The 25,631-nt window shown below is 75.3% G+C and carries 25 protein-coding genes and 1 pseudogene; 16 read left to right on the top strand and 10 right to left on the bottom strand.

All coding sequences use genetic code 11. The features are described from left to right. The first annotated feature begins 32 nt into the window (after positions 1–32). Positions 33–908 (top strand): diacylglycerol/lipid kinase family protein, encoded by an 876-nt coding sequence (locus PATMI_RS33885; protein WP_026910025.1) that lies wholly within the window; start codon positions 33–35, stop codon positions 906–908. Further along, positions 905–1,390 (top strand): hypothetical protein, encoded by a 486-nt coding sequence (locus PATMI_RS0104625; RefSeq protein ID WP_026910024.1) that lies wholly within the window; start codon positions 905–907, stop codon positions 1,388–1,390. Before PATMI_RS33885 ends, PATMI_RS0104625 begins: the two co-directional genes overlap by 4 nt. A gap of 98 nt (positions 1,391–1,488) precedes the next feature. On the opposite strand, the gene PATMI_RS0104620 is transcribed toward PATMI_RS0104625, so the two are convergent. Both PATMI_RS0104620 and mce read right to left on the bottom strand, forming a co-directional pair. Beyond that, positions 1,489–1,710, bottom strand: coding sequence for a hypothetical protein (locus PATMI_RS0104620; protein WP_026910023.1), 222 nt, complete (start codon positions 1,708–1,710; stop codon positions 1,489–1,491). A 47-nt stretch (positions 1,711–1,757) separates the two neighbouring features. After that, positions 1,758–2,168, bottom strand: a complete 411-nt coding sequence (gene mce / locus PATMI_RS0104615; protein ID WP_026910022.1) for a methylmalonyl-CoA epimerase — start codon at positions 2,166–2,168, stop codon at positions 1,758–1,760. A gap of 77 nt (positions 2,169–2,245) precedes the next feature. On the opposite strand from mce, the gene PATMI_RS0104610 reads away from it, so the two are divergent. From PATMI_RS0104610 to PATMI_RS27415, 3 genes are all read left to right on the top strand, one after another. After that, entirely contained in the window at positions 2,246–3,142 is an 897-nt protein-coding gene (locus PATMI_RS0104610; protein ID WP_026910021.1) for a PhzF family phenazine biosynthesis protein, read from the top strand. 119 nt (positions 3,143–3,261) lie between these two features. Then, positions 3,262–3,489 (top strand): hypothetical protein, encoded by a 228-nt coding sequence (locus PATMI_RS0104600; RefSeq protein WP_026910020.1) that lies wholly within the window; start codon positions 3,262–3,264, stop codon positions 3,487–3,489. A 228-nt stretch (positions 3,490–3,717) separates the two neighbouring features. Next, positions 3,718–4,803, top strand: a complete 1,086-nt coding sequence (locus tag PATMI_RS27415; protein WP_051471060.1) for a hypothetical protein — start codon at positions 3,718–3,720, stop codon at positions 4,801–4,803. Between the two features lie 102 nt (positions 4,804–4,905). On the opposite strand, the gene PATMI_RS0104585 is transcribed toward PATMI_RS27415, so the two are convergent. Both PATMI_RS0104585 and PATMI_RS0104580 read right to left on the bottom strand, forming a co-directional pair. Further along, a complete protein-coding gene (locus PATMI_RS0104585) occupies positions 4,906–5,511 on the bottom strand; it encodes an NYN domain-containing protein (RefSeq protein WP_026910019.1) in 606 nt (201 codons plus the stop codon). 27 nt (positions 5,512–5,538) lie between these two features. After that, the gene (locus PATMI_RS0104580; protein ID WP_026910018.1) at positions 5,539–6,870 is read right to left on the bottom strand and encodes a M20/M25/M40 family metallo-hydrolase; all 1,332 of its coding nucleotides are present in this window, start codon (positions 6,868–6,870) and stop codon (positions 5,539–5,541) included. A gap of 130 nt (positions 6,871–7,000) precedes the next feature. On the opposite strand from PATMI_RS0104580, the gene PATMI_RS27410 reads away from it, so the two are divergent. Beyond that, positions 7,001–7,825, top strand: coding sequence for an SDR family oxidoreductase (locus tag PATMI_RS27410; RefSeq protein WP_084269673.1), 825 nt, complete (start codon positions 7,001–7,003; stop codon positions 7,823–7,825). Then, positions 7,822–8,268, top strand: a complete 447-nt coding sequence (locus PATMI_RS0104570; protein ID WP_051472318.1) for a hypothetical protein — start codon at positions 7,822–7,824, stop codon at positions 8,266–8,268. Before PATMI_RS27410 ends, PATMI_RS0104570 begins: the two co-directional genes overlap by 4 nt. A gap of 58 nt (positions 8,269–8,326) precedes the next feature. On the opposite strand, the gene PATMI_RS33880 is transcribed toward PATMI_RS0104570, so the two are convergent. Then, complete coding sequence (locus PATMI_RS33880) at positions 8,327–9,223, bottom strand: oxygenase MpaB family protein (RefSeq protein WP_051471058.1); 897 nt, start codon at positions 9,221–9,223, stop codon at positions 8,327–8,329. Positions 9,224–9,367: 144 nt separating this feature from the next. Here PATMI_RS33880 and PATMI_RS38490 point away from each other — a divergent pair, with 144 nt between their 5' ends. Both PATMI_RS38490 and PATMI_RS33875 read left to right on the top strand, forming a co-directional pair. Continuing rightward, positions 9,368–10,894, top strand: coding sequence for a replication-associated recombination protein A (locus PATMI_RS38490; protein WP_026910016.1), 1,527 nt, complete (start codon positions 9,368–9,370; stop codon positions 10,892–10,894). 20 nt (positions 10,895–10,914) lie between these two features. Continuing rightward, positions 10,915–12,504, top strand: a complete 1,590-nt coding sequence (locus PATMI_RS33875) for a glycerophosphodiester phosphodiesterase family protein (RefSeq protein ID WP_051471057.1) — start codon at positions 10,915–10,917, stop codon at positions 12,502–12,504. Between the two features lie 7 nt (positions 12,505–12,511). Here PATMI_RS33875 and PATMI_RS27395 read toward each other — a convergent pair whose 3' ends face one another. After that, a complete protein-coding gene (locus tag PATMI_RS27395) occupies positions 12,512–13,321 on the bottom strand; it encodes a cupin domain-containing protein (RefSeq protein WP_169738327.1) in 810 nt (269 codons plus the stop codon). A gap of 179 nt (positions 13,322–13,500) precedes the next feature. Between PATMI_RS27395 and PATMI_RS0104540 the strand changes: the two genes are divergently transcribed. Further along, complete coding sequence (locus PATMI_RS0104540; protein WP_026910015.1) at positions 13,501–14,250, top strand: precorrin-2 dehydrogenase/sirohydrochlorin ferrochelatase family protein; 750 nt, start codon at positions 13,501–13,503, stop codon at positions 14,248–14,250. 107 nt (positions 14,251–14,357) lie between these two features. Here the strand turns inward: PATMI_RS0104540 and PATMI_RS0104535 are convergent, their stop codons facing one another. Next, entirely contained in the window at positions 14,358–15,962 is a 1,605-nt protein-coding gene (locus PATMI_RS0104535; protein ID WP_026910014.1) for a hypothetical protein, read from the bottom strand. A 322-nt stretch (positions 15,963–16,284) separates the two neighbouring features. Between PATMI_RS0104535 and PATMI_RS0104530 the strand changes: the two genes are divergently transcribed. The 4 genes and pseudogenes from PATMI_RS0104530 (at position 16,285) to PATMI_RS38670 (ending at position 20,146) form a co-directional block, all read left to right on the top strand. Continuing rightward, entirely contained in the window at positions 16,285–17,487 is a 1,203-nt protein-coding gene (locus tag PATMI_RS0104530; RefSeq protein ID WP_026910013.1) for an LLM class flavin-dependent oxidoreductase, read from the top strand. Next, a complete protein-coding gene (locus PATMI_RS38125) occupies positions 17,484–18,398 on the top strand; it encodes an ABC transporter permease (RefSeq protein ID WP_084269669.1) in 915 nt (304 codons plus the stop codon). Before PATMI_RS0104530 ends, PATMI_RS38125 begins: the two co-directional genes overlap by 4 nt. After that, positions 18,374–19,075: pseudogene (locus PATMI_RS38675) on the top strand (ABC transporter ATP-binding protein); the annotation flags it as partial. The gene PATMI_RS38125 and the pseudogene PATMI_RS38675, both read left to right, overlap by 25 nt. Before the next feature lie 207 nt (positions 19,076–19,282). Beyond that, a complete protein-coding gene (locus PATMI_RS38670; protein WP_342673043.1) occupies positions 19,283–20,146 on the top strand; it encodes an ABC transporter substrate-binding protein in 864 nt (287 codons plus the stop codon). Between the two features lie 88 nt (positions 20,147–20,234). Here the strand turns inward: PATMI_RS38670 and PATMI_RS33870 are convergent, their stop codons facing one another. The 3 genes from PATMI_RS33870 to PATMI_RS27375 all read right to left on the bottom strand — a co-directional run bounded on the left by PATMI_RS33870 (position 20,235) and on the right by PATMI_RS27375 (position 23,564). Beyond that, positions 20,235–21,167, bottom strand: coding sequence for a sensor histidine kinase (locus tag PATMI_RS33870; protein ID WP_051471055.1), 933 nt, complete (start codon positions 21,165–21,167; stop codon positions 20,235–20,237). 180 nt (positions 21,168–21,347) lie between these two features. Further along, positions 21,348–22,463, bottom strand: coding sequence for a sensor histidine kinase (locus PATMI_RS33865; protein ID WP_051471054.1), 1,116 nt, complete (start codon positions 22,461–22,463; stop codon positions 21,348–21,350). Between the two features lie 186 nt (positions 22,464–22,649). Beyond that, positions 22,650–23,564, bottom strand: coding sequence for a TetR/AcrR family transcriptional regulator (locus PATMI_RS27375; protein WP_051471053.1), 915 nt, complete (start codon positions 23,562–23,564; stop codon positions 22,650–22,652). Between the two features lie 164 nt (positions 23,565–23,728). Between PATMI_RS27375 and PATMI_RS0104500 the strand changes: the two genes are divergently transcribed. Together PATMI_RS0104500 and PATMI_RS0104495 are read left to right on the top strand one after the other, a co-directional pair. Beyond that, the gene (locus tag PATMI_RS0104500; protein ID WP_026910011.1) at positions 23,729–24,709 is read left to right on the top strand and encodes a daunorubicin resistance protein DrrA family ABC transporter ATP-binding protein; all 981 of its coding nucleotides are present in this window, start codon (positions 23,729–23,731) and stop codon (positions 24,707–24,709) included. Beyond that, positions 24,706–25,554 (top strand): ABC transporter permease, encoded by an 849-nt coding sequence (locus PATMI_RS0104495; RefSeq protein ID WP_026910010.1) that lies wholly within the window; start codon positions 24,706–24,708, stop codon positions 25,552–25,554. The genes PATMI_RS0104500 and PATMI_RS0104495 overlap by 4 nt, the downstream gene beginning before the upstream one ends. Positions 25,555–25,631 lie beyond the last annotated feature (77 nt).

The following is a 25,631-nucleotide window of genomic DNA, read 5'->3' as shown; positions in this document are numbered from 1 at the left end:
CGCCCGTCCCCCGGTCGGGCACCATGTAGCGGGTGAAGCTGGCGTTGGTCGTCAATCCCAAGTCCGGCGCCGGCCGCGGGAGCGACGAGCTCGCCGAGCGCCTCGGCGCTCCCGGGCACGACGTCACGACGTTCACGCTCGACGAGACCGACGCCGCGGCGTCCTCGGGTGCGGAGCGCGTGGTCGTGGCCGGCGGGGACGGCTCGATCGGCCCGGCCTTCGCGTCCTGCGCCGAGCACGGGACCCCGCTCGCGATCCTCCCGGCCGGCACCGCCAACGACTTCGCCCGGGCGATCGGGATCCCGGCCGACTTCGACGCCGCGCTCGACGTCGCCAAGGACCCCGAGGCCCGGCACCGCACGGTGTGGGGCGCGACGCTCGACGGCCACCCCTTCGTCAACGTCGCCTCGATCGGCCTGGCCGTCAACGCCGCGCGCGAGGCCGCACCGTTCAAGTCGGCGCTCGGCCCCGTCGCCTACGCGATCGGCGCGGTGATCGCCGGCGTGAAGGGCAAACAGGTGCACTGCAAGGTCAGCGTCGACGGCGAGGAGGTGTACGAGGGCGACGTCTGGCAGGCGCTCGTCGCCGCGTCCGGCTCGTTCGGCGGCATCGTCCAGCTCCCCGACTCGGATCCCGAGACCGCCGAGATGGAGCTCTTCGTCGTCGAGTCGCGCTCCCGCCTGACGCTGATCCGGCGTGTCTGGGGCATGCGTGGCGGCGGCAACCGCGGCGGCACGCACTTCTTCCAGGGGCACGACATCCGCGTCGACGTCGACCCCGACCTCCTGTGGAACGTCGACGGCGAGGTCCTCGACCTCGGCGACGTCACCGCGGAGCCGCTCGGCCCCGTCGAGATCTTCCTGCCGCCCGAGGTCGACAGCGCTCCGCGCTGGGGGCGGCGCCGATGAGCGCCGGCGAGGACGAGCCGGACGACCGGCGACCGACCGACGGCGACGCGGGACCGGCCGCCGGCGCCGCCCCGACCGGCGGCGCGTCCTCGGCCGACGACCTGCCCGAGCTGGCCCCGCACCTGCGCAACCGGTACGACCGTCCGCGGGACGTCGGCGAGATCGCGAAGGGCCGGTCGCAGGCCCGGCTGATCCTCGTCCTGCTGTTCGCCGCGCTGCCGTTCGTCGTGCTCGTCGTCGTCGTGCTCAACTCGCTGGCGAGCGGTCCGCCGGACCGCACCGTCCAGGGCCAGCAGGGCGGCCTGAACGAGGTCACGCGCTACTGCACCTACACGATCCAGGAGGGGCAGGACTACGACGACTGCCTCAAGCGGACGGACTACCGCGTGCTGCAGAAGGAGCAGTCCAACGGGGCGCGCTACGCCCGCGGCGAGCTGACGCGCTGCCTGCCGGACTCCGGGCCCCGCTGCACCCTGCGGTGAGGGGAAGCGGGCCCCGCCCCGTGCGTCTCGGGTCGGAGTGCGCCGGACTGCGGCGAGGCGCGGGGCACCCGCGAGGGGCGCGGGCCGGGCCCGGGGGCCTAGAGCCCGAAGCCGACCTTCTGCTCGTCCTTGTCGACGCGGATGAAGACGACCTTGTCGAGGTTCAGGTGGACGCGGGCGTCCTCGGCGTCGAGGTCGGTCCAGCCACCGCCCGGCAGCGACTGCTGCAGGCCCTGGAGCTGGGACTCGGTGAGGCGGACGGCCAGCGGCGGGGCGCTGTCCAGACCGATGCTGACGCGGAGCTTGTCGTCGGAAGACACGGGCTCTCCTGATCGTTGCGGGGTGCGGGTGGGAAGGGGGTGCGGCGTCAGTGCGCCGGCTCGGTGAGCTCGGTCAGCACCTTGCCGGTGGACTTCGGGTGCAGGAACGCGACGCGGCTGTTCCGGATGCCGACGCGCGGCTCGGCGTCGATCAGCTGCACGCCGCGCTCCTTCAACGTCGCGAGCGCCGAGACGATGTCCTGCGTCTGGTACGCGACGTGGTGGAGGCCGGGGCCGTTCTTCTCGAGGAACTTCGCGACGCCGGTGTCGGGGCCCAGCGGCGAGATCAGCTCGACGTGGTTCTCGCCGACGTCGAAGAGGACCGCCTCGACACCCTGGGACTCCACCGTCTCGCGGTGCACGAGCTCGAAGCCGAGCACGTCGCGGTGGTAGGCGATCTGGTCGTCGAGGTCCTCGGGACGGACGGCGATGCCGAGGTGGTCGATCCGGTCGAACATGCGGCGGAGCCTATAGCGCGGCCGTCCTCGTCCCGTCGTCGCCCGCCGATGCCTCGGTCGCGCGTCATCATCGACGCATGCGCTCCCGCGGGTTCCGGCAGGTCGACGTCTTCACGGACGTCCCGCACCTCGGCAACCCCGTCGCGGTCGTGCTCGAGGGCGACGACCTGTCCGACGAGGCGATGGCGGGGTTCGCGCGCTGGACGAACCTCTCGGAGACGACGTTCCTGCTGCCGCCGACCTCCGAGGGCGCGGACGAGGGCGCCGACTACCGCCTGCGGATCTTCACGCCGTCGGGCGAGCTGCCGTTCGCGGGCCACCCGACGCTCGGCAGCTGCCACGCGTGGCTGAACGCCGGTGCCACGCCGCGCGACCCCGAGCGGATCGTCCAGGAGTGCGGCGTCGGGCTCGTCGAGCTCCGCCGCGACGGCACGCGGCTGGCGTTCGCCGCGCCGGAGCGCCTGCGCGAGGGCGTCCTCGACGACGCCCTCGTCGACCGGATCGCCGCCGGCGTCGGGGTCGACCGCGGCGCGATCCTCGCCCACGCGTGGGTCGACAACGGGCCGGGATGGTGCGCGGTGCGGCTGTCCTCGGCGGCCGAGGTCCTCGCGCTGCGCGCGGACTTCGGGGTGCTCGGGGACACGAAGCTCGGCGTGGTGGGGCCGTACGGCGCAGGGGCGGACGGCGCGGCCGAGGGACCGGGCGGCGCCGCCTTCGAGGTCCGTGCGTTCTTCCCGGCCGCCCCCGACGCGGACGGCGTCGTCCGGACGGGCTTCGAGGACCCGGTCACGGGCAGCCTCAACGCGAGCCTCGCCCAGTGGCTGCGGGAGGACGGCGTCGCCCCGGCGTCCTACGTCGCCTCCCAGGGCACGGCGCTGCGGCGCGCCGGGCGCGTGCACGTCGTCGACGACGGCGAGCGGATCTGGGTCGGCGGCGACGCGGTCGTCTGCATCGCGGGCGTCGTCGCGCTCTGAGGACCTCGGAAGGTGGAGCGGGGTCGCCGTCCCGTCCCCGGCTCGAGCGCAAGCGCGGCCACGGATCCGTCCTCGGCCGTCGGGCGTTCGACGCGCAGAGGACGGGGTACACGGACGTCATGACGATCGACGACGGCCCCTCGGCGAACGCCGGACCCGGCGTGGGACAGCGCAGGAGGTCGCCCGTGATCTTCGGCGCGGGGCTCGGGCTGGTCCTCGTCGGGCTCGTGATCCTGCTGCCGGACGGCGGCGCCACCGGAGTGGTCCTGATCGTCGTCGGCGTCGCGATGGGCGTGGCGTCGGCGATCCCCTGGTGGGCGGACGGTCCGCGGCGTCCCGGCGACTGACGTCCCGCCGAACCGGAGCCCGACCGCGGCGACCGACGACCGACCTCGGCGACCACGCGCCCGGCGACCGTCTCCGCGAGGCGACGGACCGCGGCGACCGATGACCGTGCAGGAGGCGGCCGAGGGCTCGCCGCCGCCCCGCGAGCGTCGGCCGCGACCGCCGGTCCGCGACCGGAAGATCGCGTTCCGACGGCTCCGCGACCCCGCCAGCGGGTAGCGTCGCGACCCATGGGCCTCCTCACGCTCGCGCTGCTGCCGGCGCGCACCGTCGTCGCGTCGGCGGAGCTCGTGCTCGCGGCCCGGGACTTCGCGGCGCCGAAGGGACCCCTGCGCCGGCCCGGTGGGCTCGGCGAGCGCCTGCAGACGCTGATCGCCGAGGGGGGCGTCGTCGACCAGCTCGCGCGGCTGGCCAGCCCGACGGGGCCGCTCTCGCGGCTCGAGCAGCTGGCGGTGCTGACCGCCGACGACCGGCCGCTCGGCCGCATGCTCGCCGCGGGCGGGCCGCTGGACCGGATGCTCGCGCCGGGCGGCTCGGTCGACCGGCTGATCGGCGAGGACGGCCCGCTCGAACGGCTGCTCGTCGCCGACGGGCCGCTCGACCGCCTGCTCTCCCCCGGGGGCGCCGTCGACCGCCTGACCGAGGACGGCGGCACGCTCGAGCGCGCGCTCGAGCCCGACGGCATCCTCGACCGGCTCCTCGCGCCGGGTGGGCTCGTCGAGCAGCTCCTGGCACGCGAGGGCACGCTCGAGCTCCTGCTGGCGCCCGGCAGCACCGTCAACCGCCTGGTGCAGGAGGGCGGCACGCTCGACCGGCTGCTGGCCGAGGACGGTGGCGTCGAGCGCCTGCTGGCCGAGGACGGTCCGCTCGACCAGCTCGCCGACCTCTCGAAGGCGCTCGCCCGCCTGGCCGCGCTGGACGACACGCTGCGGCAGCTCGGCCGCCTCGAGGAACACCTCCGGCCGCTCGCGAACGTCGAGACGATGCTCGCCCCGCTGGGCGAGCTCGACCGGTCGCTGCAGGAGATCGCGAAGGTCGTCGACGCGCTGCAGGGCCTGGCCGAGACGACGCAGGTCCTGCCCGAGCTCGCGAAGGCCGTCGAGGTCCTGCCGCAGCTCCCGGGCCGCGTCGAGTCCGTGGAGGCCCAGGTCCGGGCGATCGGCGAGCAGCTCGGCCGCCTGGAGCCCGCCCTCGACGGGATGCAGCACGCCGCCCACGATCTCGGCCGCGCGATCGTCCCGCTGGCGCGGGTGGCGGGGCGGCTGCCGGGGGCGCGGAAGGCCGCGAAGGAACTGGACGGGCCGTCGGAGGGCTGAGCGCACGCGGGGCCCGGGGCACGTCGGCCTGCGGTGCCGGCGGCCGCGCTGCGTCTCGCCGGACGCCTCGGGTCGGCGGCCCACGGCAGCCGACCGTCGCCGCTAGATCTCGCCGAGCGGCTCCAGCCAGCGACCCTCGGCGGGCAGGCCGGCGTAGGTCAGGCGGGGCAGCGGCGACTCGAACAGGCCCGGGACGTCCTCGAGGTCGAAGACCTCGATGCCGTCGACCTGGCAGAGCTGCTGCGCGTGCTCCGGGAAGACCAGCGCGGTCACGCGGACGCCGTCGGCGATCAGCGTCTTCGCGGCCTCCACGAACGCCATGCCGTCGTGCGACATGAGGATCGCCTCGCGCAGCCCGCCCTCGCGGTGCCGCTGGGCGAGCAGGTCGAGGATGTCGTCGTCGACGTCCGAGTCGTCCCGGGTCTTCGGCTTCAGGAACATGCGGAAGCCCTGCTGGCGCACGACCTCCGCCCAGCCGACGACGCCGTTGAACGTCCGCTCGGTGACGTTCGCGAAGACCGAGGCCTCGACCTTGGGCCGGTCGCCCTCGCGGTCCCCGGTGTCGTCGGCGCGCTCCCGCAGCCAGCCGCGCAGCGCGTCGATCCGCGGCCGCTCGCGCCCCGTCGGCTTGCGCCGCAGGATCAGCTGCCCGAGCACCATGTCGATGTTCGGCGAGTCCCAGAGGAGCAGCATCCGCGGTTCGGTCACGGGGCCATCCTCGCAGGGTGGGTGGCGCTACCCCAGGATCCGCCGCGTCACGTCGGAGAAGCACGTCGTCGCGAAGTCGAGGTCCTCGACGTCGATCCGCTCGTTCTTCGCGTGCATCCGGCCGGCCTGCTCGCGGAGCTCCAGGTTCCGGTGCGGGAAGAAGCCGTAGGCGACGAGGTCCGGGAACGCCTCGCGCCACGTGCGGGAGTCCGTGAAGCCCGGGAGGAACGTCGGGACGATCCCGGCGCCCGGGACGTTGTCGCCGAGCCACTCCTGCAGCGCGTCGAACAGCTCGCCCTGGGCCGGCGAGCTGTTGCCCGGGACCTCCATGCCCCACTCGACCTCGACCCCGTCGGGCAGCGGCGCGAGCGCGGCGAGGATCCGCTCCTTCGCCTCGGCGGTCGTGAGGTTCGGCGGGACCCGGCAGTCGACCCGCAACTCGGCGCGGTCGGGGATCACGTTGATCTTGTCGCCGGCCGACACGATGTTCGGCGAGAACGTGATCCGCCCCATCGGCTCGATCGCGGCCGACAGCGCCGGGTCCTCCTCGCGCAGCCGCGCGTAGGCCCGCTCGGGGTGGTCGCCGTCCAGGCCGAGGCCGATCAGCATCTCCCGGATCGCCGGGTCGACGTCGAACGGGAGCTCGGCCTCCGCCAGCCGCGTGATCAGCGGGGCGAGCCGGGTCAGCGCGTTGTCGCCGAGCCCGGGCGTGGCCGCGTGCGCCGCGACGCCCGACGCCTTCAGCCCGAACCGCAGCGGGCCCTTCTCGCCGACGCAGACCCCGTAGTGCCGCTGCCCGCGGAAGACCAGCGGCGCGCCCCCGCCCTCGTTGAGCATCAGGTCGCAGCGCGCGAGGTCGGGCTCGTTCTCGCAGAGCCAGACCGCGCCCTCCGCACCGCCGACCTCCTCGTCCACGACGACGATCACCTTCAGCGACCCGCGGGACGGCCGCCAGCCGGACCGCGCGAGGTCCATCGCCGCGGTCGCCTCCGCGGCGGTCTGCGACTTCATGTCGATCGCGCCGCGGCCCCAGATCTCGCCGCCCTCGACGTCGCCGGACCACGGGTCGTGCTCCCAGTCCTCCGCCGCGGCGAGCACCGTGTCCATGTGGGAGAGCAGCCCGAGGACGGGACCCTCCGGGCTGCCCTCGGGTGCGCGCAGCTCCGCGACGAGGTTCGGGCGCTCCGGGAGCCGGCCGACGAGCGAGACCTCGAACCCGGCCTCCTCCAGCAGCCCCGCGAGGAACTCCTGGGCCTCGCGCTCGTCCCCGGGCGGGTTGACGGTGTTGAACCGGATCAGCCGCTGGAGCAGCTCGGTGGCCGACAGCGGCGCGGTGGGCTCGGGCGCGGAAGGGGACACGCGCCCCAGGCTACGCGAGACGCGCGTCCGAACTGGTCCACGGAACCGGGTCCGAACTGGCTCTGGTGGCAGGACCACGCGCCGCGTACGGTCGCCGGAGCAGGCCGGACGTGGACGCGGAGGAGCGGGGATGCGGGCAGCGGTGATCGGCGGGACGGGCAGCGTGGGGCGGTTGGTCGTGCACGAGCTCGCGCGGCGCGGCGACGAGGTCCGGGTCCTCTCGCGCACGGCGCCACCGGCGACGCCGGGCGGGGCCGTCCACCACGCGGTCGACCTGACCACCGGCGACGGCCTGGCCGCCGCGCTCGAGGGCGTCGACGTGGTCCTCGATCTCGCGAACGCCACGAAGCGCCCGCAGGAGCTGCTCGTCGGAGGCAGCCGGCGGGCGCTCGAGGCCGGCGCCGCCGCGGGGGTCGGCCACCACGTGCTGGTGTCGATCGTCGGCTGCGACCGCGTCCCGATCGCCTACTACGGCGTGAAGACCGAGCAGGAGCGGACGGTGGCGGACGGCCCCGTGCCGTGGTCGATCCTCCGGGCGACCCAGTTCCACGGGCTCGTGGCGGGGCTCTTCGAGGCGACGGCGCGCTTCGGCGTCCGACCCCGCGTCCGGGTGCCGCTGCAGCCGATCGATCCGGCCGTCGTCGCGGCGCGGCTCGCCGATGCGGCGCACGCCGGTCCGGGCGGACGACTCCCCGACCTCGGCGGCCCGCGCCGCGAGCGCGTCGCGGACCTGGCGGACACGTGGTCCACCGCCACCGGGCGCGGACGGGTGCCGCTGCGGATCCCGCTGGCCGGGCGGACGGCGAGGGCGCTGAAGGCGGGCGGGCTGTGCGCGGCGGAGGGTCCGGCCCAGGACGGCGCCGGGTCCGGCGGGCCGGCGGACGGCGGTCCGGGGTCGCGCGGCCCCACGTTCGCGGAGTGGCTCGCGGCCGACCGGGCCGAGGGGTCCCGATGAGCACCGCCTCCCGCCCCCGGGGCCTCGCCGCCGTGCGCGACCCGCTGCTGAGCCGGACGGCCCTCTGGGTCCTCGCGGTCTCGAGTGCGTTCACGGGGATCCCCGCCGCGTTCTTCCCGCGGACGTTCTTCGACGACTTCCCGTTCCTCAGCGCCTGGGTCGACCTGCTGCCGCCGTTCAACGAGCACCTCGTGACCGACGCGGGCGGCTTCTTCTGCGCGTTCGCGGTGCTCTTCACGTGGGCGGCACTGCGGCCGTCCCGGGAGCTCGTCGTCCCGCTGTGCGTCGCGTGGACGGTCTCGGCGCTGCTGCACTTCGTCTTCCACATCACGCACCTCGACGGCTTCGGCGCAGTCGACGCGGTCGGCCAGATGCTCACCCTGGGCCTCCTGGTGGTCCTCCCGGGGGTGGCCGTGTGGGCGCTGCCGTCACGCGAGGGCTGACGAGCGCGCGCGAGGACCACACCGGCGGGCGGACCCGGCGGCCCCGCGACGCGAGCCGTCAGCCGGTGATCGGCGCCGGGCTGCCGTGGGGCGTCCAGGCGACCGTCGTCGGCAGCAGCGGCTGCAGGACGAGCCGGGACCAGACGCCCAGGACGTCGACCCCGAGATCGCGCGCCGGGTCCCACCGCAGGCCGAAGCCCTTGCGGACCTTCCCGGGCAGCATGGACGCGGTGATCTCGTTGGCGACCTTGAGCACCGGACGGAACTTCACGGGGACCGGCGGTCGCAGCACGATCTGCCGGCCGGCCGCGCGTGCCGAGGGGATGACCTCGGTCCGGTCGGACGCGAGCATGTCGGCGATGTACGCGTCGAACGCCGCGATCGTCTGCGGCATGTCGCTCTGACGCAGCCCGAACAGCTCGCCCACGACGCGATAGTCGCGCCAGAACGCGTCGCGCTCCTCGGGACGCAACGGCCGGACGAAGCGGTCGAAGGTGACCCGGGCCGAGTCCACGAGGGAGGCGAGGATCCAGAGCAGGAGCTCGGGATCGTCCGCGTTCCATCGCGTCCCCGCCGTCCACGGTCCGACGTCCTCGGCGAGCGTGCCCGAGATCGCCCCGTGGATCGACCGCACGCGGCGGCCCATCGCCTCGGCGTCGGTGGCGGACCCGAAGACCGCGGTCGCCATCGCCTCGGCGGTGCGCGCGAGCCGCGGGTAGGCCTTCTCGGGCTCCTGCGCGGCGGTCGCGCCCCAGAAGCCGACGAACGCCAGCGGGTGCGCGGCCTGCATGAGGAGCGCGCGCTGCCCGTGCAGCGCCACCGCGCGCTCGCGATGCACGCGGCGGATCATCGCGTGGTCGTCGAAGAGCCCGTCCGGGCTGGCGTGCCCGCTCGTCATGACGCCCCGGGGCCGGGCGGGGTCGTCGATCGGGAGGGTGGAGTCGGTCGAGTGCACGGGAGTGGGCGGGTGGCGAACCGGATGCCTGCGCTACCCGGTCCTCCCGACCGTACGCCTTCGGGTCGCGGTCCGGTTGCGGCACCGGCGTCCGGGACCTCCGCGTGCCGGTGCCCCGGCCGGACCGCCTGCGATCCTCGAAGGGTGGACCGGCTCTTCGTCCCCGACCCCGACGACGGTGCCCCCGCCGGGACGGCTGCCGTGCCCGCCGACGCGCCGCTCGCCGCCCGGATGCGCCCGCAGGTCGTCGAGGACGTCGTGGGGCAGACGGACCTGCTCGGGCCCGGCCGGCCGCTGCGCGCCGCGATCGACGCCCGGATGCCGCACGCGATGCTGCTGCACGGGCCGCCCGGGTCGGGCAAGACGACGCTCGCGCGGATCGTGGCCGACGCCGCCGGCGCGGCGGTCGAGCGGCTCCAGGCCGTCGACGCCGGGAAGGCCGAGGTCCGCGCCGCGCTCGCCCGCGCCCAGGAGCGACGCGCCGCGAACGGCACCCCGACGGTGCTCTTCATCGACGAGATCCACCGCTTCAACCGCACCCAGCAGGACGCGCTGCTGCCCGCGGTCGAGGAGGGCCTCGTCACCCTGATCGCCGCGACGACCGAGCCGGCGTGGGCGGCGGTCTCGCCCGCGCTCCGCTCGCGGCTGCGGATCTACCGGCTCCGGGCGCTCGAGACCGAGGACGTCCTCGTGCTCCTCCGCCGCGCCGTCGAGCGCCGCATGTTCGACCGGCCGGCGGCGCCGCGCGCCGAGAACGGGCCGGGCGACGGCGCACCGGGGGGCGAAGGGGACCCGACGGCCGCCGCGAGCGACCCGTCGACCAGCGGAGCATCGGCGCGGCCGCAGGTCACGGCAGACGACGACGCCCTCGAGCTGCTCGCCACCCGCAGCGCCGGAGACGCCCGCACCGCGCTCGGCGCGCTCGAGGCCGCCGTCGCCCTCGCGCGCACGGCGACCGCGACGATGACGGGCGACGTCGACGGCCGGGGCGCCGCCGCCGGTGACGCCGACGCGACATCCGGGAACGGGGCGGCCGGCGGCCGCGCGATCGTCCCCGTCCGCGTGACCTCCCGGAACGCCGGGGCGGCGCTCGACCGCGCGACCGTGACCGCCGGGCCGGACCAGCCGCACGACCTGCTCTCCGCGTACATCAAGTCGATCCGCGGCAGCGATCCCGACGCCGCCGTCTACTACCTCGCGGGGATGCTCACGGCGGGCGAGGACCCCCGGACGGTCGCCCGGCGGCTCGTCGTCTCGGCGTCCGAGGACATCGGGCTCGCCGACCCGCAGTGCCTGCCGCTCGCGATCGCCGCGGCGGAGGTCGTCGACCGCGTCGGGATGCCCGAGTGCCGGATCGCGCTGTCGCACGCGACCGTCCGGCTCGCGCTCGCCGGCAAGAGCAGCGCGTCGTACCGGGCGATCGACGACGCGATGGCGCACATCGAGGAGCACGGCGTGACCCCGCCGCCGCCCTACCTGCGGGGCAAGATCAGCGAGGGCGCGGCGCCCGGGAGCTACGACTACCCGCACACGAACCCGGGCGGGGTCAGCGACCAGGAGCTGATGCCCGCCGGCCTCGAGGACGTGCGGTTCCTCCGACCCGCCCCGCACGAGACCGTCCTGCGGGACCGCCTCGCCGCGGCCCGGACGGCGCGTGGCCGCACGCCCTGATCCCGCGTAGGCTGGCGCCCATGTGGCGCCGGCTCGTGATCCTCGCCGTCCTCGGCCTCCTCGCGGTCGCGCCGGGCGCCTCGGCCGCGTCCGTCCCGTTCTCCTGGACCACCGCCCGCTTCCTGCACCAGGCGCACCAGGGCGGCGAGGACGAGGTCCCGTCGAACACGATGTACGGGTTCGCGACCGCCCTGGGCGACGGGTCCGACATGCTCGAGATCGACGTCCACCGCACGAAGGACGGCGCGATCGTCGTGGGGCACGACGACACCGTCGACCGCACGACGAACGGGCACGGCGCGGTGCAGGACCTGACCCTCGCGCAGCTCCGTGGGCTCGACGCGGCGCACTGGTTCGTCCCCGGGCGCAGCACCGTGCAGGGGCTCCCGGCGTCGTCGTACCCGCTGCGCGGCGTCCGGACCGGCGCCCGGCCCGCGCCCGCCGGCTTCGACGCCGAGGACTTCCGGATCCCGACGCTCCAGGAGGTCATGCAGGCGTTCCCGCACGTGCCGCTGAACATCGAGATCAAGGGCGCCGACCAGGCCGAGAAGTTCCGGGTGGCAGATGCGCTCGCGCACCTGCTGAAGGACAGCCCGCGGCGCGACCTCGTGATCGTGAGCTTCGACCAGGCGTCGATCGACCGCTTCCACGCGCGGGCGCCGGAGATCCCGGTCGCGGCGGGGGTGCAGGCCGCGGTCGAGTTCCTGCTGCTCGGCCAGGAGCTGCCGCCGGGGACCGTCGCGCTGCAGCTGCCGTTCGCGTTCGACCCCGGCAGCATCGGCCTGAAGCTGCCGGTCGTGCAGGACCTGCCCGTCGACCTGAACCTCGCGCAGCGCTGGGTCACCGACCGCGCGCACGGCAAGGGCGTCGCCGTCCACTACTGGGAGGTCCCGGAGAACGAGGCCGCCTACCGCCAGGTCCTCGACGTCTGCGGCGACGGGATCATGACCACGAGGCCGGCGGCGTTCGAGTCGTTCCTGAAGACCTCGAAGGTCCCGCGCATGGGCGGGCAGGGCGGCGCCGCGGGCGCCGACGGCTGCCCGAACCCTCCGGCGTCGCCCGCCCCGGGCTGCCGGCTGCGGGTCGCGCAGCTCGTCGCGCCGAGGGACGGCCGGATCGCCGTCCGCCTCGAGCGGTGGGGCGACCTGCGGACCGCCTGCGACGCCACCGCGACGCTGCGCTCGGCCGGTCCCGCCGCCGTGCCCGGGGCCGCGGCGAAGGCGCGCCGCGCGGCGCGGCGCCACGACCGGCGCGCCCGGACCCTGGCCCGCCGCGCCGCCTCCCGCGACCGCGCGGCCGCCGCCGCCCGACGCGCCGGTCGGCCGGCGCAGGCCCGGACCGCCTCCCGCGCGGCGACCACGTCCCGGCGGCAGGCCGCGGCCGCCCGGCGCGCGGCCCGCAGCGCCCGCCGCACCGCCGCCGCGAAGCCGCGCGTCGTCCCGATCGCGGCCGGGCGCCTGACCGCGCCGGCCGGGCGGATGGGCGCGATCGTCGAGCTGCCGCTCACCGCCGCCGGCCGGGCGCTCCTGACCGGGACCCCGGACGCGCCCGTCCGGGCGACCGTCTCCGCCACGGCCGACGAGTCGCGCCTCATGACGGTGCGCCGCTGAGGACGGCTCAGCGGCCGGGGCCGGGCGGCTTCGGTCGATCGGGGTTCGGGCCGGGCACGGTGCGCGACGTCGGACGGCGGCCGCGGACCGGCGGGTGCGGGAGCACGCGCGGCATGTCCGGGTGCGCCGGTCGGCCGCCCGACTGCGACGAGACGGCCCGGCCCACGGGCGGCGGCGGCGCGGGGTCGCGCGCGACGAGGCCCTCGACCGCGCCGATCGCGCCCTCGTCGGACGGCATCGGCCTGAGGGTCACCGCCGCGGTGGGCAGCGTCGGGAACAGCAGCCACAGGAGGCCGTGGGCCTCCGTGTCCGGGGCCCCGTAGGAGTGCGGGCGGTCCGCGGGGAAGCGGACGAAGTCCCCGGGCCCGAGCGTCTCGGTGTGGTCGTCCGGGCCGATCACGATCGTGCCCTCGATCACGAACAGCTGCTCGACCACGCCCGGGGCGTGCGACTGCGCGTGGTGCATCGACCCGGCGGTCAGCCGGAGCGCGAACAGCTCGGAGATCATCGACCCGAGGTGGGACCGGTTCAGCAGCCGGCCGTGGAGGGTGCGGCCCGACGTGATCGGGCCCTCGTCGGCGCGGACGACCTCCGCGATCGACGGCGGCGGTTGCGCGACGAGGTCGGGGAGCCCGGCGCCCAGGGCCCCGGCGAGCGCCTGCAGCGTCTCGATCGTGGGGTTGGCCCGGCCGGCCTCGAGCTGGGTGAGCGTGCCCTTCGCGAGGCCCGACAGCCGACCGAGCTCGACGAGCGAGAGCCCGCGGGCGAGACGTAGTCGACGGAGGTTGGAGCCCACCGTCTGGGCCGGTCCTGTCACGGCGCCTACGGTACCGCTCGCCGGGGCGTGCACCGGTGCTCGGCTTCTGCCGTTCGGAGCGGGTCTCCGCCGCGTTCGGGGGCAACACCGAACCCCGTGACGCGCGTGCGGACCGCGGCTCCTCCCGGCAGGCGACGTTCCGGCAACCGGCCCCGAACGTCCGCGCGTAGACTGGGTCGATGCCTGCTGCTGCGTACGCCGGGAAGGACTGCGTCTGTCAGTTCAAGCGTGGGATCTGCGATCAGACCTGCGTCCAGGACATGCTGGACACGCCGTTCTACATCGCATGCCTGAAGCTCCGGAACCGGAAGTGCCTGGTCATCGGCGGCGGCGAGCTCGGGCTGGAGAAGACCGAGGGGCTGCTCGCGTGCGACGGCGACGTCATCGTCATCTCGCCGGAGGTCCTGCCCGAGGTCGAGGCGCTCGCCGTCGAGGGCTCGATCACGTGGCTGAAGCGCGACTACGAGCAGGGCGACCTCGAGGGCAAGTTCCTCGTCATCGCGTGCACCGACTCCACCGAGACGAACATCCGCATCTACGACGACGCGGAGGAGCGGGCGATGCTCGCGAACATCGTCGACGTCCCGCCGCTGTGCAACTTCATCCTCCCGGCGATCGTGCGCACCGGCCCGCTGGCGATCGCGATCTCCACCGCCGGCGCGTCGCCCGCGCTGGCCAAGCGGATGAAGGACGAGGTCTCCGAGCTCTTCGGCGAGGAGTACGCCCGCATGGCCGTGCTGCTGAACGAGGTCCGCGGCTGGGCCAAGGGCACGCTGCCGACCTACCAGGACCGCAAGGCGTTCTTCGAGGGCATCGTCCGCGGCGAGCAGGACCCGATCCAGCTCCTGAAGGACGGCCGCGAGAAGGACGTCATGGACATCATCATCGCCTCGCAGCAGCGCGCCGAGGCGGAGCTGGCGCAGGCCTGAGCGCCCCGCCGCGGCCTCGCGCCGCGGCCAGGACCGACGCCGGGCGTGCCCGCCCCGGCGTGAACGTCGTGCCGCGATCGCCGGGCCTTCCCGGCGACCGCCGCCGCTCAGCCCCGCTTCCGCGGGAGCGGCTTCGCGCGGACCTTCGTCACCCGGACGACGTCGGTCGACCCGGCGGCCGAGACCGTCGTGGTCGCCCGGGCGGCGTTCGCGACGACCTTCGCCAGCGCGGAGCGGGTCAGCCGGAGCGTGATCTTCGCGGAGGTCCTCGGCTGGACCTTCACCGAGATCCGCCCGATCTCCTTGCCCGAGCTCGTCACGCGGCTCCGGACGACGCAGGGGCCGGAGCCCTTCTCGCGGACGCACGTGACGCGCCCGAGGTGCAGGCGCCGGGTGCGGCGGCTGACGAGCGAGACCTTCAGGAGCTTCACGGTCGTCGAGATCGGCTTGCGGGTCGGTGCCGGGGTCCCGGCGGGGCCGACCGGTGCGGCGGGTGCGGCGGGTGTGGCAGGCGCGGTCGGCGCGGCGGGCACCGCGGCGGCCGTCACGCGGATCCGCGCGGTCGCCGAGCGCGAGCCACCGTCGTCGGAGGCCTTCAGGGTCACGTCGTAGACGCCGGCGGCGGTCGCGGCGGGGACGACGACGGCGACCGGGACGTCGGTCGAGGCGTCCGCGAGTGCGGCGCGCGGCGACGACGCGCGCGTGGCCGGGGCCGCGCGCGACAGCGTGCCGGTCGGATCGGTCGGCGGCGTCGGGCCCGTGGTCGTCGTGGGGTCGACGGGCGTCGTCTCCCACCGCACCGTGGTGGGCGTCGGGGTGGCCTCGCCGCCGGGGACGGTGGTGGACGCGCTCAGCGCGACGTCGGCGGGGTCGTCGACCGTGCCCGTCCGCGCGAACGTGAACGGCACCGTGGCGGTGTCGCCGGCGACGACCGCGGTCTCCCCGTCGCCGGTGAGGACCGCCGCGTCGGTGGGGGTGAGCTCGGAGTCCGACGGCTCGGGGCCCTCGGTGTCACCGGCGACGTTCGGGCAGGTCGTCGAGTCCACGAAGACGCTGGGCCCGGTCGCACCCTCCTCGAGGTGCTCGTCGCAGTCGACGGGGCGGGTGGCGGCGTACTCGGTGCCGAATCCGTCCGCCGTGACCTGCGACCCGATCGCGATCGTGGTCGAGAGCCGCTCGGAGGCGGGACGGTCGGCCGCGCGCGGGATCGCCACGACGGCATCGACGACGTCCCCGGCGTCCGGCTCGTCCAATGCGAAGCGGAACTCCCCCGAGCGGTAGCCGACCCAATGGCGCCCGGCCGGGGCCTCGGGCGACGCGGACAGGACGGCGGGCTCCTGCTCGAAGATCACGCCGGGCCGGCGACGCAGCGTCAGCACGGGGGCGGGCGTCCCGTCCGCGACCTGGATCGGGACGAGCATGCGGTTGCCGCCGGGACCGGTGAAGTCCTCGAGCCCGGTGAACACGGAGGTGAAGGGGTCGCAGCCGGGGTCGGCCGTGAGCGCTGCGCGCTGCAGGGCCGCTCGCGTGGAGACGTCGCGGCCGTTCGCGGTGCAGAACGGCTGGCTCACCGTGACGGTGTCGGAGAGCGGCGTCGGCTGGACGGCGCCGGACGGGCCGTTCGTCGCCAGGGCTGAACAGCCCGCGAGGGCGACGGCGAGGCCGCCCGTGGCGCCCGCGAGCGCGAGCCGCCGGATGGTCGATGGGGACATCTGGTGCTTCCTGAGGGGGGGACACGGCGGGAGGACCCCGTCGGTGCGGGCACCGTACTCGTGGCGAGGGTGACCACCGGGGTGAGATCCGGCGGGTCGGGGCAGGTCCCGTCCGGTGCCCGCCCCGATGCCAGGCGAGGGGATCGGCGCCACGTCGCCCCGCGCACCCGGTCCGCCCGCGTCCCCGGCATACCCGCACCGTTCGGATCCGCCGCCACGCCGCCGTGTAGGCAGTAATCCCGACCGACATTGCTACGTTTGAAGGACGGCCCCGCGTCCACGCGGTGCCGCACTCCTTCCTCCGACCCCCTCGGAGCCCGGCATGTCCGTCACCCTCCACTGGTTCCTCCCCACCAACGGCGACTCGCGGAGCGACCTCAGCCTCGGCAACGCCGTCGGCGGCCGCGGGTCGCGCGTGCAGACCGGCGGAGGGCTGGACGGAGACGGATCCCACCGCCCCGACACCCGGCAGCTCGTCTCGCTCGGCGGCGGCTCCGACCGCGAGCCGACGGTCGGCTACCTCGGGCAGATCGCCCGCACCGCCGAGCAGCTCGGCTTCGAGGCCGCGCTGACGCCGACCAGCACGTGGTGCGAGGAGTCGTGGGTCATGGCCTCCGCCCTCGCGGCGCAGACCGAGCGCTTCAAGTTCCTCGTCGCGTTCCGGCCCGGGCTGCAGTCGGTGACGCTCGCGGCGCAGATGGCGGCGACGTTCCAGCGGGTCACCGGGAACCGCCTGCTCCTGAACGTCGTCACCGGCGGCGACGACGTCGAGCAGCGGCGCTTCGGCGACAAGCTGCCCAAGGACGAGCGCTACGTCCGCGCCGGCGAGTTCCTCCACGTCGTCCGCGAGCTCTGGACCGGCGAGCCCGTCACGTTCCGCGGGACCCACATCGACGTCGAGAACGCCCAGCTCGTCGAGACCCCGGCCTGGCCCGACATCTACCTCGGCGGCTCCTCGAAGCCCGCCCTCGACGTCGCCGCGAAGTACGCCGACGTCTACCTGACCTGGGGCGAGCCGCCGGCGCAGGTCGCCGAGAAACTCGACCGCGTCCGCGAGCGCGCCGACCTCGCCGGCCGCGAGCTGCGCTTCGGGATCCGCCTGCACGTCATCGCGCGCCCGACCTCCGAGGAGGCGTGGGCGCAGGCCGACAAGCTCCTGCAGGGCCTCGACCCCGAGGCGATCCGCAAGGCCCAGGAGACGCAGCGCGCCTCGCAGTCCGAGGGGCAGCGCCGGATGAGCGACCTCCACAACGGGCGCACCGACGCGCTCGAGGTCTCGCCGAACCTCTGGGCGGGCGTCGGCCTCGTCCGCGGCGGCGCCGGCACCGCGCTCGTGGGGTCCTACGAGGAGGTCGCGGACCGCATCGCCGAGTACCACGACCTCGGGCTCTCCGAGTTCATCCTCTCGGGGTATCCGCACCTCGAGGAGGCCTACCACGTGGGCGAGGGGATCCGGCCGATCCTGCGGGCCCGCGGGCTCCTGAAGGAGCCGGGCCAGGCCGCGCCGACGCTCGTCCCGGCGTGAGCTCCACCAAGGACCGCGAGAGCGTCGCGCCGCCGACCGCCTGGGGCGGCGGCGACCCGTCCGGGGCCCTCGCCGCGGGGACCCCGGCGGGCCGCACGGGCGGGTCGGGCGGTCCGTCCGGCCGCGGTCGCACGGGTCTGCGCACCGACTGGGCGCTCCTGCCCTCCGAGCTGCGCTGGATCTCGCCCCTGGCGCTGATCGTCGTCTGGCAGCTGCTCTCCGTCACGGGCGTCCCGCCCGAGCGGATCCTCGCCGCCCCGAGCCAGGTCGTCTCGAACGCGTACGACCTGATCGTCCACGAGGACCTGCTCGAAGCGATCTGGGTCTCGCTGCGCCGCGCGCTGCTCGGGTTCCTCCTGGGCGCGGCGGTCGCGATCTCGGCGGGGCTCGCCGTCGGCTTCTCCCGCATCGCGGACGCCACGATCGACCCGCTGATGCAGATGGTCCGCACGATCCCGCTGTTCGGGCTGGTGCCGATCTTCATCATCTGGTTCGGGATCGACGAGCTGCCGAAGCTCCTCCTCGTCGCCCTCGGCGTCGCGATCCCGCTGTACCTCAACCTCGTCGGCGGCCTGCGCTCCGTCGACGCGGAGCTCTACGACGTCGCCGACACCCTGCGGCTGACCCCGCGTGAGCGCCTGCGCCACGTGATCCTGCTCGGCGCGCTTCCCGGCTTCCTGATCGGCCTGCGCCAGGCGCTCGGCTTCGCGTGGCTGGCGCTCATCGTCGCCGAGCAGGTCAACGCGTCCGAGGGTCTCGGCTACGTCATCAACAACGCCCGCGACGTGTCGGCGACGGACACCGTCGTCGTCGGGCTGATCGCCTACGCGGTCCTGGGGCTCCTGACGGACGCGATCGTCCGCCGCCTCGAGCGCCGCGCGCTGCGCTGGCGCGAGGAGGCGGCGTCGTGAGCGTCGTCGACCTCCGCGGCGTCTCGCGCCGCTTCGGCAGCCAGGACGTCCTCCGCGATCTCGACCTGACGATCGAGCCGGGTGAGTTCGTCGCCGTCATCGGCCGCTCCGGGTCGGGCAAGACGACGCTCCTGCGGGTGCTCGCCGGGCTCGACCCCGACGCCTCCGGGCACGTCCGCAGCGGCGAGCGCCCGGCCGTCGTCTTCCAGGACGCGCGCCTCCTGCCGTGGCGCTCCGCGCTGCAGAACGTCACGCTCGGCCTCCGCGGGGACGACGCCGACGAGCGCGGCCGGCGCGCGCTGGCCGAGGTCGGCCTGCAGGGTCGCGAGTCCGCCTGGCCGCGGCAGCTCTCCGGCGGGCAGCGCCAGCGCGTCGCCCTCGCCCGCGGTCTCGTCCGCGATCCCGACCTGCTGCTGCTCGACGAGCCGTTCTCCGCGCTCGACGCCCTGACCCGCGCGTCCGCCCAGGGGCTCGTGACCGAGCTCTGGGAGCGCCACCGCCCGGCCGTCCTGCTCGTCACGCACGACGTGACGGAGGCCCTGCTCCTGGCCGACCGGATCGTCCTCATCGACCAGGGCCGCATCGTCCACGACGAACGCGTCGAGGTCGCCCGTCCCCGCCGTCGCGAGGATCCCGAGCTGATCGCCGCGAGCGCTGCGCTCCTCGGCCGGCTCGGCGACGAGCGCGACGACACCGCCGGCGCGCCGGCGTCGGGCCCCGCACCGGCCCGCCGCAGCCTGCTGCCCCGGCTGAGCCTCGCCGCCGCGACGCTCGTCACCCTCGCGGTCGTCGGCTTCACGAGCGGCTCCGTCGGGGACGACGAGGGCGGGTCGTTCCAGGTCGCCGCCGCGGGGTCCGCGCAGGGTGCCACGCTGAAGGTCGCGGTGCAGTCCGACGGCATCCGCTCCGTCCTCGAGCAGTCCGGGGCGCTGAAGGGCGCGCCGTTCAAGGTCAGCTTCTCGCGCTTCACCTTCGGCCCGCCGATCGTCGAGGCGATCAACGCCGGGCGCGTCGACATCGGCTCCGTCGGCTCGACGCCGCCGATCTACGGCGCCGCGAACCGCACCGACTTCCGCGCGGTCGCGGCCCTCCGGCTGCGCAGCGGCGGCGACGACTCGATCGTCGTGCCGAAGGACTCCGACATCCGCACCGTGAAGGACCTGAAGGGCAAGTCGATCGCGGTCGGGCGGGCGAGCTCCGCGCACGGCGCGCTGCTCCAGGCGCTGCACCGCGCGGGTCTCCAGCCGAAGGACGTGAAGCTCGTGTTCGTCCCGCCGGCCGATGCGCTGGCGGCCTACAAGTCCGGTCGCGTCGACGCGCTCGCCGCCTGGCAGCCGTTCGTCACGCAGGCCGAGATCGACCCGTCGCGGCCCGCCCGCGCGATCGCGTCGGGCCCGCCGGACGACTACGGCTACTACTTCTCGCTCGCGTCGAAGAGCGCGCTGCAGGACCCCGCGCGCGTCGCGGCGATCAAGGACTTCCTGCCGCGCCTGCGCAAGGCGTTCGACTGGGCGGCGAAGAACCCGGACAAGTACGCGCAGGCGTGGTCGAAGGAGTCCGGCCTGCCGCTCGAGGTCACCCGCCGCGCGGTCCCGCTGCGCCTGCAGACCGTCGAGCCGTTCGACGAGACCACGATCCGCCGCGAGCAGACCCTGGCCGACCGGCTGGACGAGGACGACCCGGAGCTCGGCGGCCGCGTCGACGTCCGGAAGATGATCGCGCCGGGGCTCGTCCAGCCCTCGAAGTAGCGGTCGGGCCCGAGCGGGACGGGCCCGACGATGCGCGGGGCCCGGGGCGTGTCGGCCCCGTGGCCGGGCCCGGGGCGTGTCGACGGGGTCAGGCCACCGGCACCGACGGCCCCGCGGGCGCGACCGCCGGGGTGCTCCAGCGCTCGTCGGCGGCGCCGGCGACCGGCAGCTCCAGCCGGATGCTGGTGCCGGGGTCGACGTCGATCACCCGGAACGTGCCGCCCGCGCGGACGGTGCGTTCCTGCACCGCGCGGAGCCCGAGCGCCCCGCGGGCGACGGCGGAACGACGGTCCGACGCGCTGATGCCGACGCCGTCGTCCTGGACCCCGAGGCGCAGGGTGCCCTGCGGGGTCCGGTCGACGAGGAGGACCGCGCGCCCGGCGCGTGCGTGGGCGCGGACGTTGGTCAGGAGCTCGTGGGCGGCGGCGACGAGGAGGGCGTCGTGCTCGGAGGAGGTGTCGGCGGCCACCGCGACCTCGATCACCGGGCCGCCGTCGCGCTCGATCTTGCGGGCGACGCGGCGCAGCGCCGACGACAGGCCGGCGTCGCGGAGGACGTCGTCGGAGAGGTCGGCGCTCGTGGCCCGCATGCCGGCGATCGCCGCCCGGAGCGACGTCTCGACGTCCGCGAGGTCGGTCGGCTCGCCGGCGCGCAGCTCCTCGACGTCCTGGAGCGCTGAGATGACGTCCTGCAGGGGGCCGTCGTGCAGGCGCTTGGCGAGGTCCTCCTGCTGGTCCCGGTCGAGGGCCGAGACGCCGTCGAGGACGCCGAGGCCGGACGGGCGGGCGTCGTCGGCGGTGGCGGGGACCGCCGGTGAGGGCACGTCGAGCCACCGGGCGAGGAGGACACCGAGGCCGAGGGTCACGATCAGCGTGGCGGCGAGGGGCAGCACCGCGACCTTCGAGCTGTGCGTCGTCAGCGCGGCGTACGAGCCGAGCGCGACGAGGAGGAGGGCGGCGGCGACGACGGCGATCCGTGAGGCGGACCACCCGCCGGCCGGACGGAGGGCGGCGTACGACATGGGTCCACGATCGTGGACGTCCGTATCGAATTCGGAGCGAGTCAGGATCGGGTCGGCATCGCCGGCGACCGGCGGCCGGGTGCGTGGTATGCCCGAGCACGGCTCGGGGCTCCGTCGACGAGCGGCGACCCGACGGGATCGTGCCCGCGGCCCGGCCGAGGGCCGCTCGTCCGGGGCCGGTCAGGCGCCGACGAGGCGGCCCGGGCCGTCGCCGGTGCGCGCGGCGCCGAGGACGCCGCGGCGCGCCACGACGGGTCGGGCGCCGTCGTCCGCCGGGAGGAGGACCTCGACCACCGCGCCGCGGTCGCTGCTGCCGGCGACGAGCCGACCACCGGCACGCCGTGCCCGGTCCTCGACCGAGCGCAGTCCGAGGTGCCCGCGCGCCGCGGCGTCGCGGCGCGCGTCGTCGTCGAAGCCGATGCCGTCGTCGTCGACGACGAGGCGCAGCAGGCCGTCGCGCGTGCGCTCCACCACGACGAGCGCGTGGGACGCGTGCGCGTGCTTGCGGACGTTCGTCAGGAGCTCGCGGGCCGCGGCGATCACCAGGGCGTCGTGCGCCGACGAGGTGTCGGCGGCCACCGCGACGTCGACGGTCGGCCCCCCGGCCCGCTCGGCCGTCTTGGCGACCTGGCCGAGCGCGGCGGCGAGGCCGGCGTCGCGGACGACGTCGTCGTAGAGGTCGGTCGAGGCGTCGCGCATGCCGAGGATCGCCTCGCGCAGCGTGACCTCGAGCTCGCGCAGGTCGACGTCCTCGCCCTCGCGCATGTCGGTCACGTCCTGCAGCGCGGTGATGACGTGTTGGAGGGGCCCGTCGTGCAGGCGCTGGGCGAGGTCCTGCTGCTGCAGGCGCTCCATGCGGTCGAGCTCGGCGCGCAGCGTCGGATCGGGGTGCGGCGCGAGGAGCGTGGTGGCGGACGGCGCGTTCGCAGTGGGGATGGCGGCTCCGGCCGGGACGGCGGTCGGCGAGCTCCCCGTGGTCGGGGCGAGCGCCGGCGACGCGGCGGTGGCCGGGGCGGCGATCGACGGCGGAACGGCTCCGGGGACGGCGGCGGCGGGCGCGAGCAGCGACCGCGACCAGATCGCGCCCGTGGTGCCCGCCAGGCCGAGGGCGAGCACGCCGCCGACCACGACGACCGCGACGCCGGTGGCGGCGACCGCGCCGGCCAGCGCGACGATGGCGCACAACCCGGTGAGGACCCCGATCACCGGCCGCGCGCGCAGGTCGTGGCGCGCGTCGGCGGTCGGCCCGGGGGCCGGGCCCCGGCGGTCCGCCGGGGGATCGGAGGGAACGATCACAGGACGAGGATCGTGGGTGGCGGTATCAGTTCGGCATCTCCGGGGGATCGCATCGGCGTCGGTGGTGAACGCCGTTGTCCCTACCCGGGTCGTCGGTCCGCACGCACCCTCGCGGTCGCTTCCGGCGGGCCGGGGCGGGGCCGGGCGGGCCTGGGCCGGGCGGGGCCGGCTGCCGGGCCGCGGTCGTCACCGACGCCCGTCGTCGTGTCCGCGACGGATCTCGCTCCACGCCGCCTTCGCCTGTCGGAGCGCCTCGAAGACCTGGGCCCGGGCCTCGTTCGCCGCCGCGGCGGCGGCCTGGAGCTGCGACCGCGCGCTGGCGCCCTGTGCGACCTGGTTGAACGACCAGAGCCCGGTGTCGAGCAGCCGGGCGGCGCGGCGGGTGTCGTCGATCACCGCGTCGAAGAGGGCGGCGGGCGGCGTGCCGGCGCGGATGTGGCGTTGCCGCGAGCTGAGCTGGACCTCCCACAACGCGACGAGCGCGTGGGCCGCGACCGAGGGCTCCGGGTCGCGCGGGTCGACGCCGACGGACTCGGCGAGCGCCTCGCGGACCGCCTCGACGAGGTTCGCCGCCATCCGCTGACGCGCGACCTGGAGGGCCGGCGTCTCCTGGATCAGCCGCATGAACGCCAGGAACATCGGCTGGAACTCCGCCCCCATCCCGGCGATGTGCCGGCACTCGCGCTCGATGAACGCCACGACCGCCTGGGTCGGCGACTCGTCCGGGCCGCGCTCGATCAGGGCCTCGCGCAGTCCGCGGACGACGTCGTCCTCCCGGTCGAAGACCAGGGACTCCTTCGTGGGGAAGTAGTTGAAGACCGTCTTCTCGGAGACCCCGGCCTCGGCGGCGACCTCGGCGACGCGGACGCGGTCGAACCCGCGCTCGCAGAACATCCAGGTGGCGGTGTCGGAGATCAGCTGGCGGGTGATGCGCTTCTTGCGCTCCCGGAGCCCCTCGTCGGGACGGCGATCCTGCTCGTGCAGCTCGCGGATGTGCGCGAGACCGGCCGCGATCTCGGAGCGCGACACCGGGACCCGCTCGTCGGGCCCGACCTCGAGCTCGGCGACGTCCGGGTCCGGGGTGGGCGCGCTGGGACTCACGGAGCCAGCCTAGCAACGTTCCAGTTGCAGAAGTTTTCTAGTGACTGTATGTTCCCCGGCGTCGTCGTCCCGCAGGCACCGTACGCCTGCCTCCCGCCCGCGGGCCGGCCCCGCAGTCCCCCGACCGCCCCGGCGGCACCGCGCCCCGACCAAGGACCTCGCCCATGGCCTCCGCCACCCCTGCCGTCGAGACCGACGGCCTGACCAAGCGCTACGGCGACTTCACCGCCGTCGACGCGCTCGACCTGCGCGTCGAGCCCGGCACCGTCGTCTCGATCCTCGGCCCCAACGGCGCCGGCAAGACCACGACGGTCCGCATGCTCGCCACGCTGATCGCCCCGACGTCCGGCACCGCCCGGGTCGGCGGCCACGACGTGACCCGCGAGGCCGACGCGGTCCGCGGCGTGATCTCGCTGACGGGCCAGTTCGCCGCGCTCGAGGGCAACCTCACCGCCCGCGAGAACCTCGTCCTGATGGGGCGCCTGCGCGGCCACGGCAAGAAGGCGGCGACCACGATCGCCGACCACCTGATCGAGCGCTTCGACATCGGCGAGTTCCGCGACCGCCTCATCAAGGGCCTGTCCGGCGGCCAGCGCCGGCGGGTCGACCTGGCCGCGAGCCTCGTCGTCCAGCCGCAGCTGCTCGTCCTCGACGAGCCGACCACCGGGCTCGACCCCCGCAGCCGCCAGGTCGTCTGGCAGACCGTGCGCGACCTCGTCGCCGAGGGCGTGACGCTGCTCCTGACCACGCAGTACCTCGAGGAGGCCGACGCGCTCGCGGAGCACATCGTCCTGATCGACCACGGCCGCGAGGTCGCCGCCGGCACCCCGACCCAGCTGAAGGCCCGGATCGGCGAGCAGCGCGTCGACGTCGTCGCGATCGACGCCGCCGGGGTCGACGGCCTGCACGCCGCCCTCGACGGCCGCTTCGACGTCACCGTCAGCCGCGGCAGCCGCACCCTCTCGATCCCGGCGCCGGAGGAGAGCCTCGACCTCGAGCGCATCTCCGCCGTCGTCCGCGAGTCCGGCGTCCCGATCGACGAGCTCGCTCTCCGCCGTCCGACCCTGGACGACGCCTTCCTCGCCCTGACCGGCCAGCCGCCGGCGCCGGATCCGGAGACCGACGGCGAGGAGGTGGCGGCATGAGCACCGAGACCGCCCCCACCCCCGGCACGCCGCTGCCGGCGCTGCCCGCCCGTCCGGCCGTCGTCTCGCGGTACGTCCGCGAGACCCTCCTGCTCGTCGGCCGGCAGCTGCGCACGATCCCGCGGGTGCCCGAGCGCCTGAGCGACGTGACGATCCAGCCGGTCATCTTCACGCTGCTGTTCCTCTACGTCTTCGGGTCCGCGATCGCGATCCCCGGCACGCGGTACCAGGACTATCTCCTGCCGGGACTGATCGGCCAGTCGATCGCGTTCGGCGTGATCGGGGCCGGCACGGCGACCGCGACCGACTTCTCGACCGGGGTGATCGACCGCTTCCGGTCCCTGCCGGTGACCCGCCTGGCGGTGATCTCCGCCCAGGTGATCGGCCAGGTCCTCGAGCAGATCCTGGGCATGGCGATCGTCGCGGGCCTCGGGCTGCTCCTCGGCTGGAAGCCGGACGTCGGCGCCGGCGACGTGGTCCTCCTCCTGCTGCTGATCCTGCTCGGGCTGTTCGCGTTCACCTGGTTCGGCGTGCTGATGGGCATGATCGTCCGCTCGTCCGACGCGATGCAGGGCGTCGGCTTCGCGATCGTCTTCCCGCTCTCGTTCCTCGCCGGCACCTTCGTCCCGATCGAGGGCATGGACGCGGTCCCGCAGTTCATCGGCGAGTGGGACCCGATCTCGACCCTCGTCGCGGGCATCCGCCACGTCAGCCAGGGCACGAACGCCACCGGCTCCTGGCCCCTCGAGCACCCGGTGATCGGCATGGTCCTCTGGTGCGCCCTGATCATGGGCGTCTGCATCCCGCTGGCGCTGCGGAGGTTCCGGACGACGAGCGCGGCGTAGGAGCGGGCGGGCCGGCGGGGGCGGTCGGGCGGCGGCGGGGGGCGGACGGCGGCGGTCACGGCGCAGGAGGTCCGGAT

It is taken from the genome of Patulibacter minatonensis DSM 18081 (assembly GCF_000519325.1).
In the GTDB taxonomy this organism is placed as follows: Bacteria; Actinomycetota; Thermoleophilia; order Solirubrobacterales; family Solirubrobacteraceae; genus Patulibacter; species Patulibacter minatonensis.
Note: the sequence above shows the minus strand (reverse complement) of the source record. Positions and strands in the feature narration are given on the sequence as shown.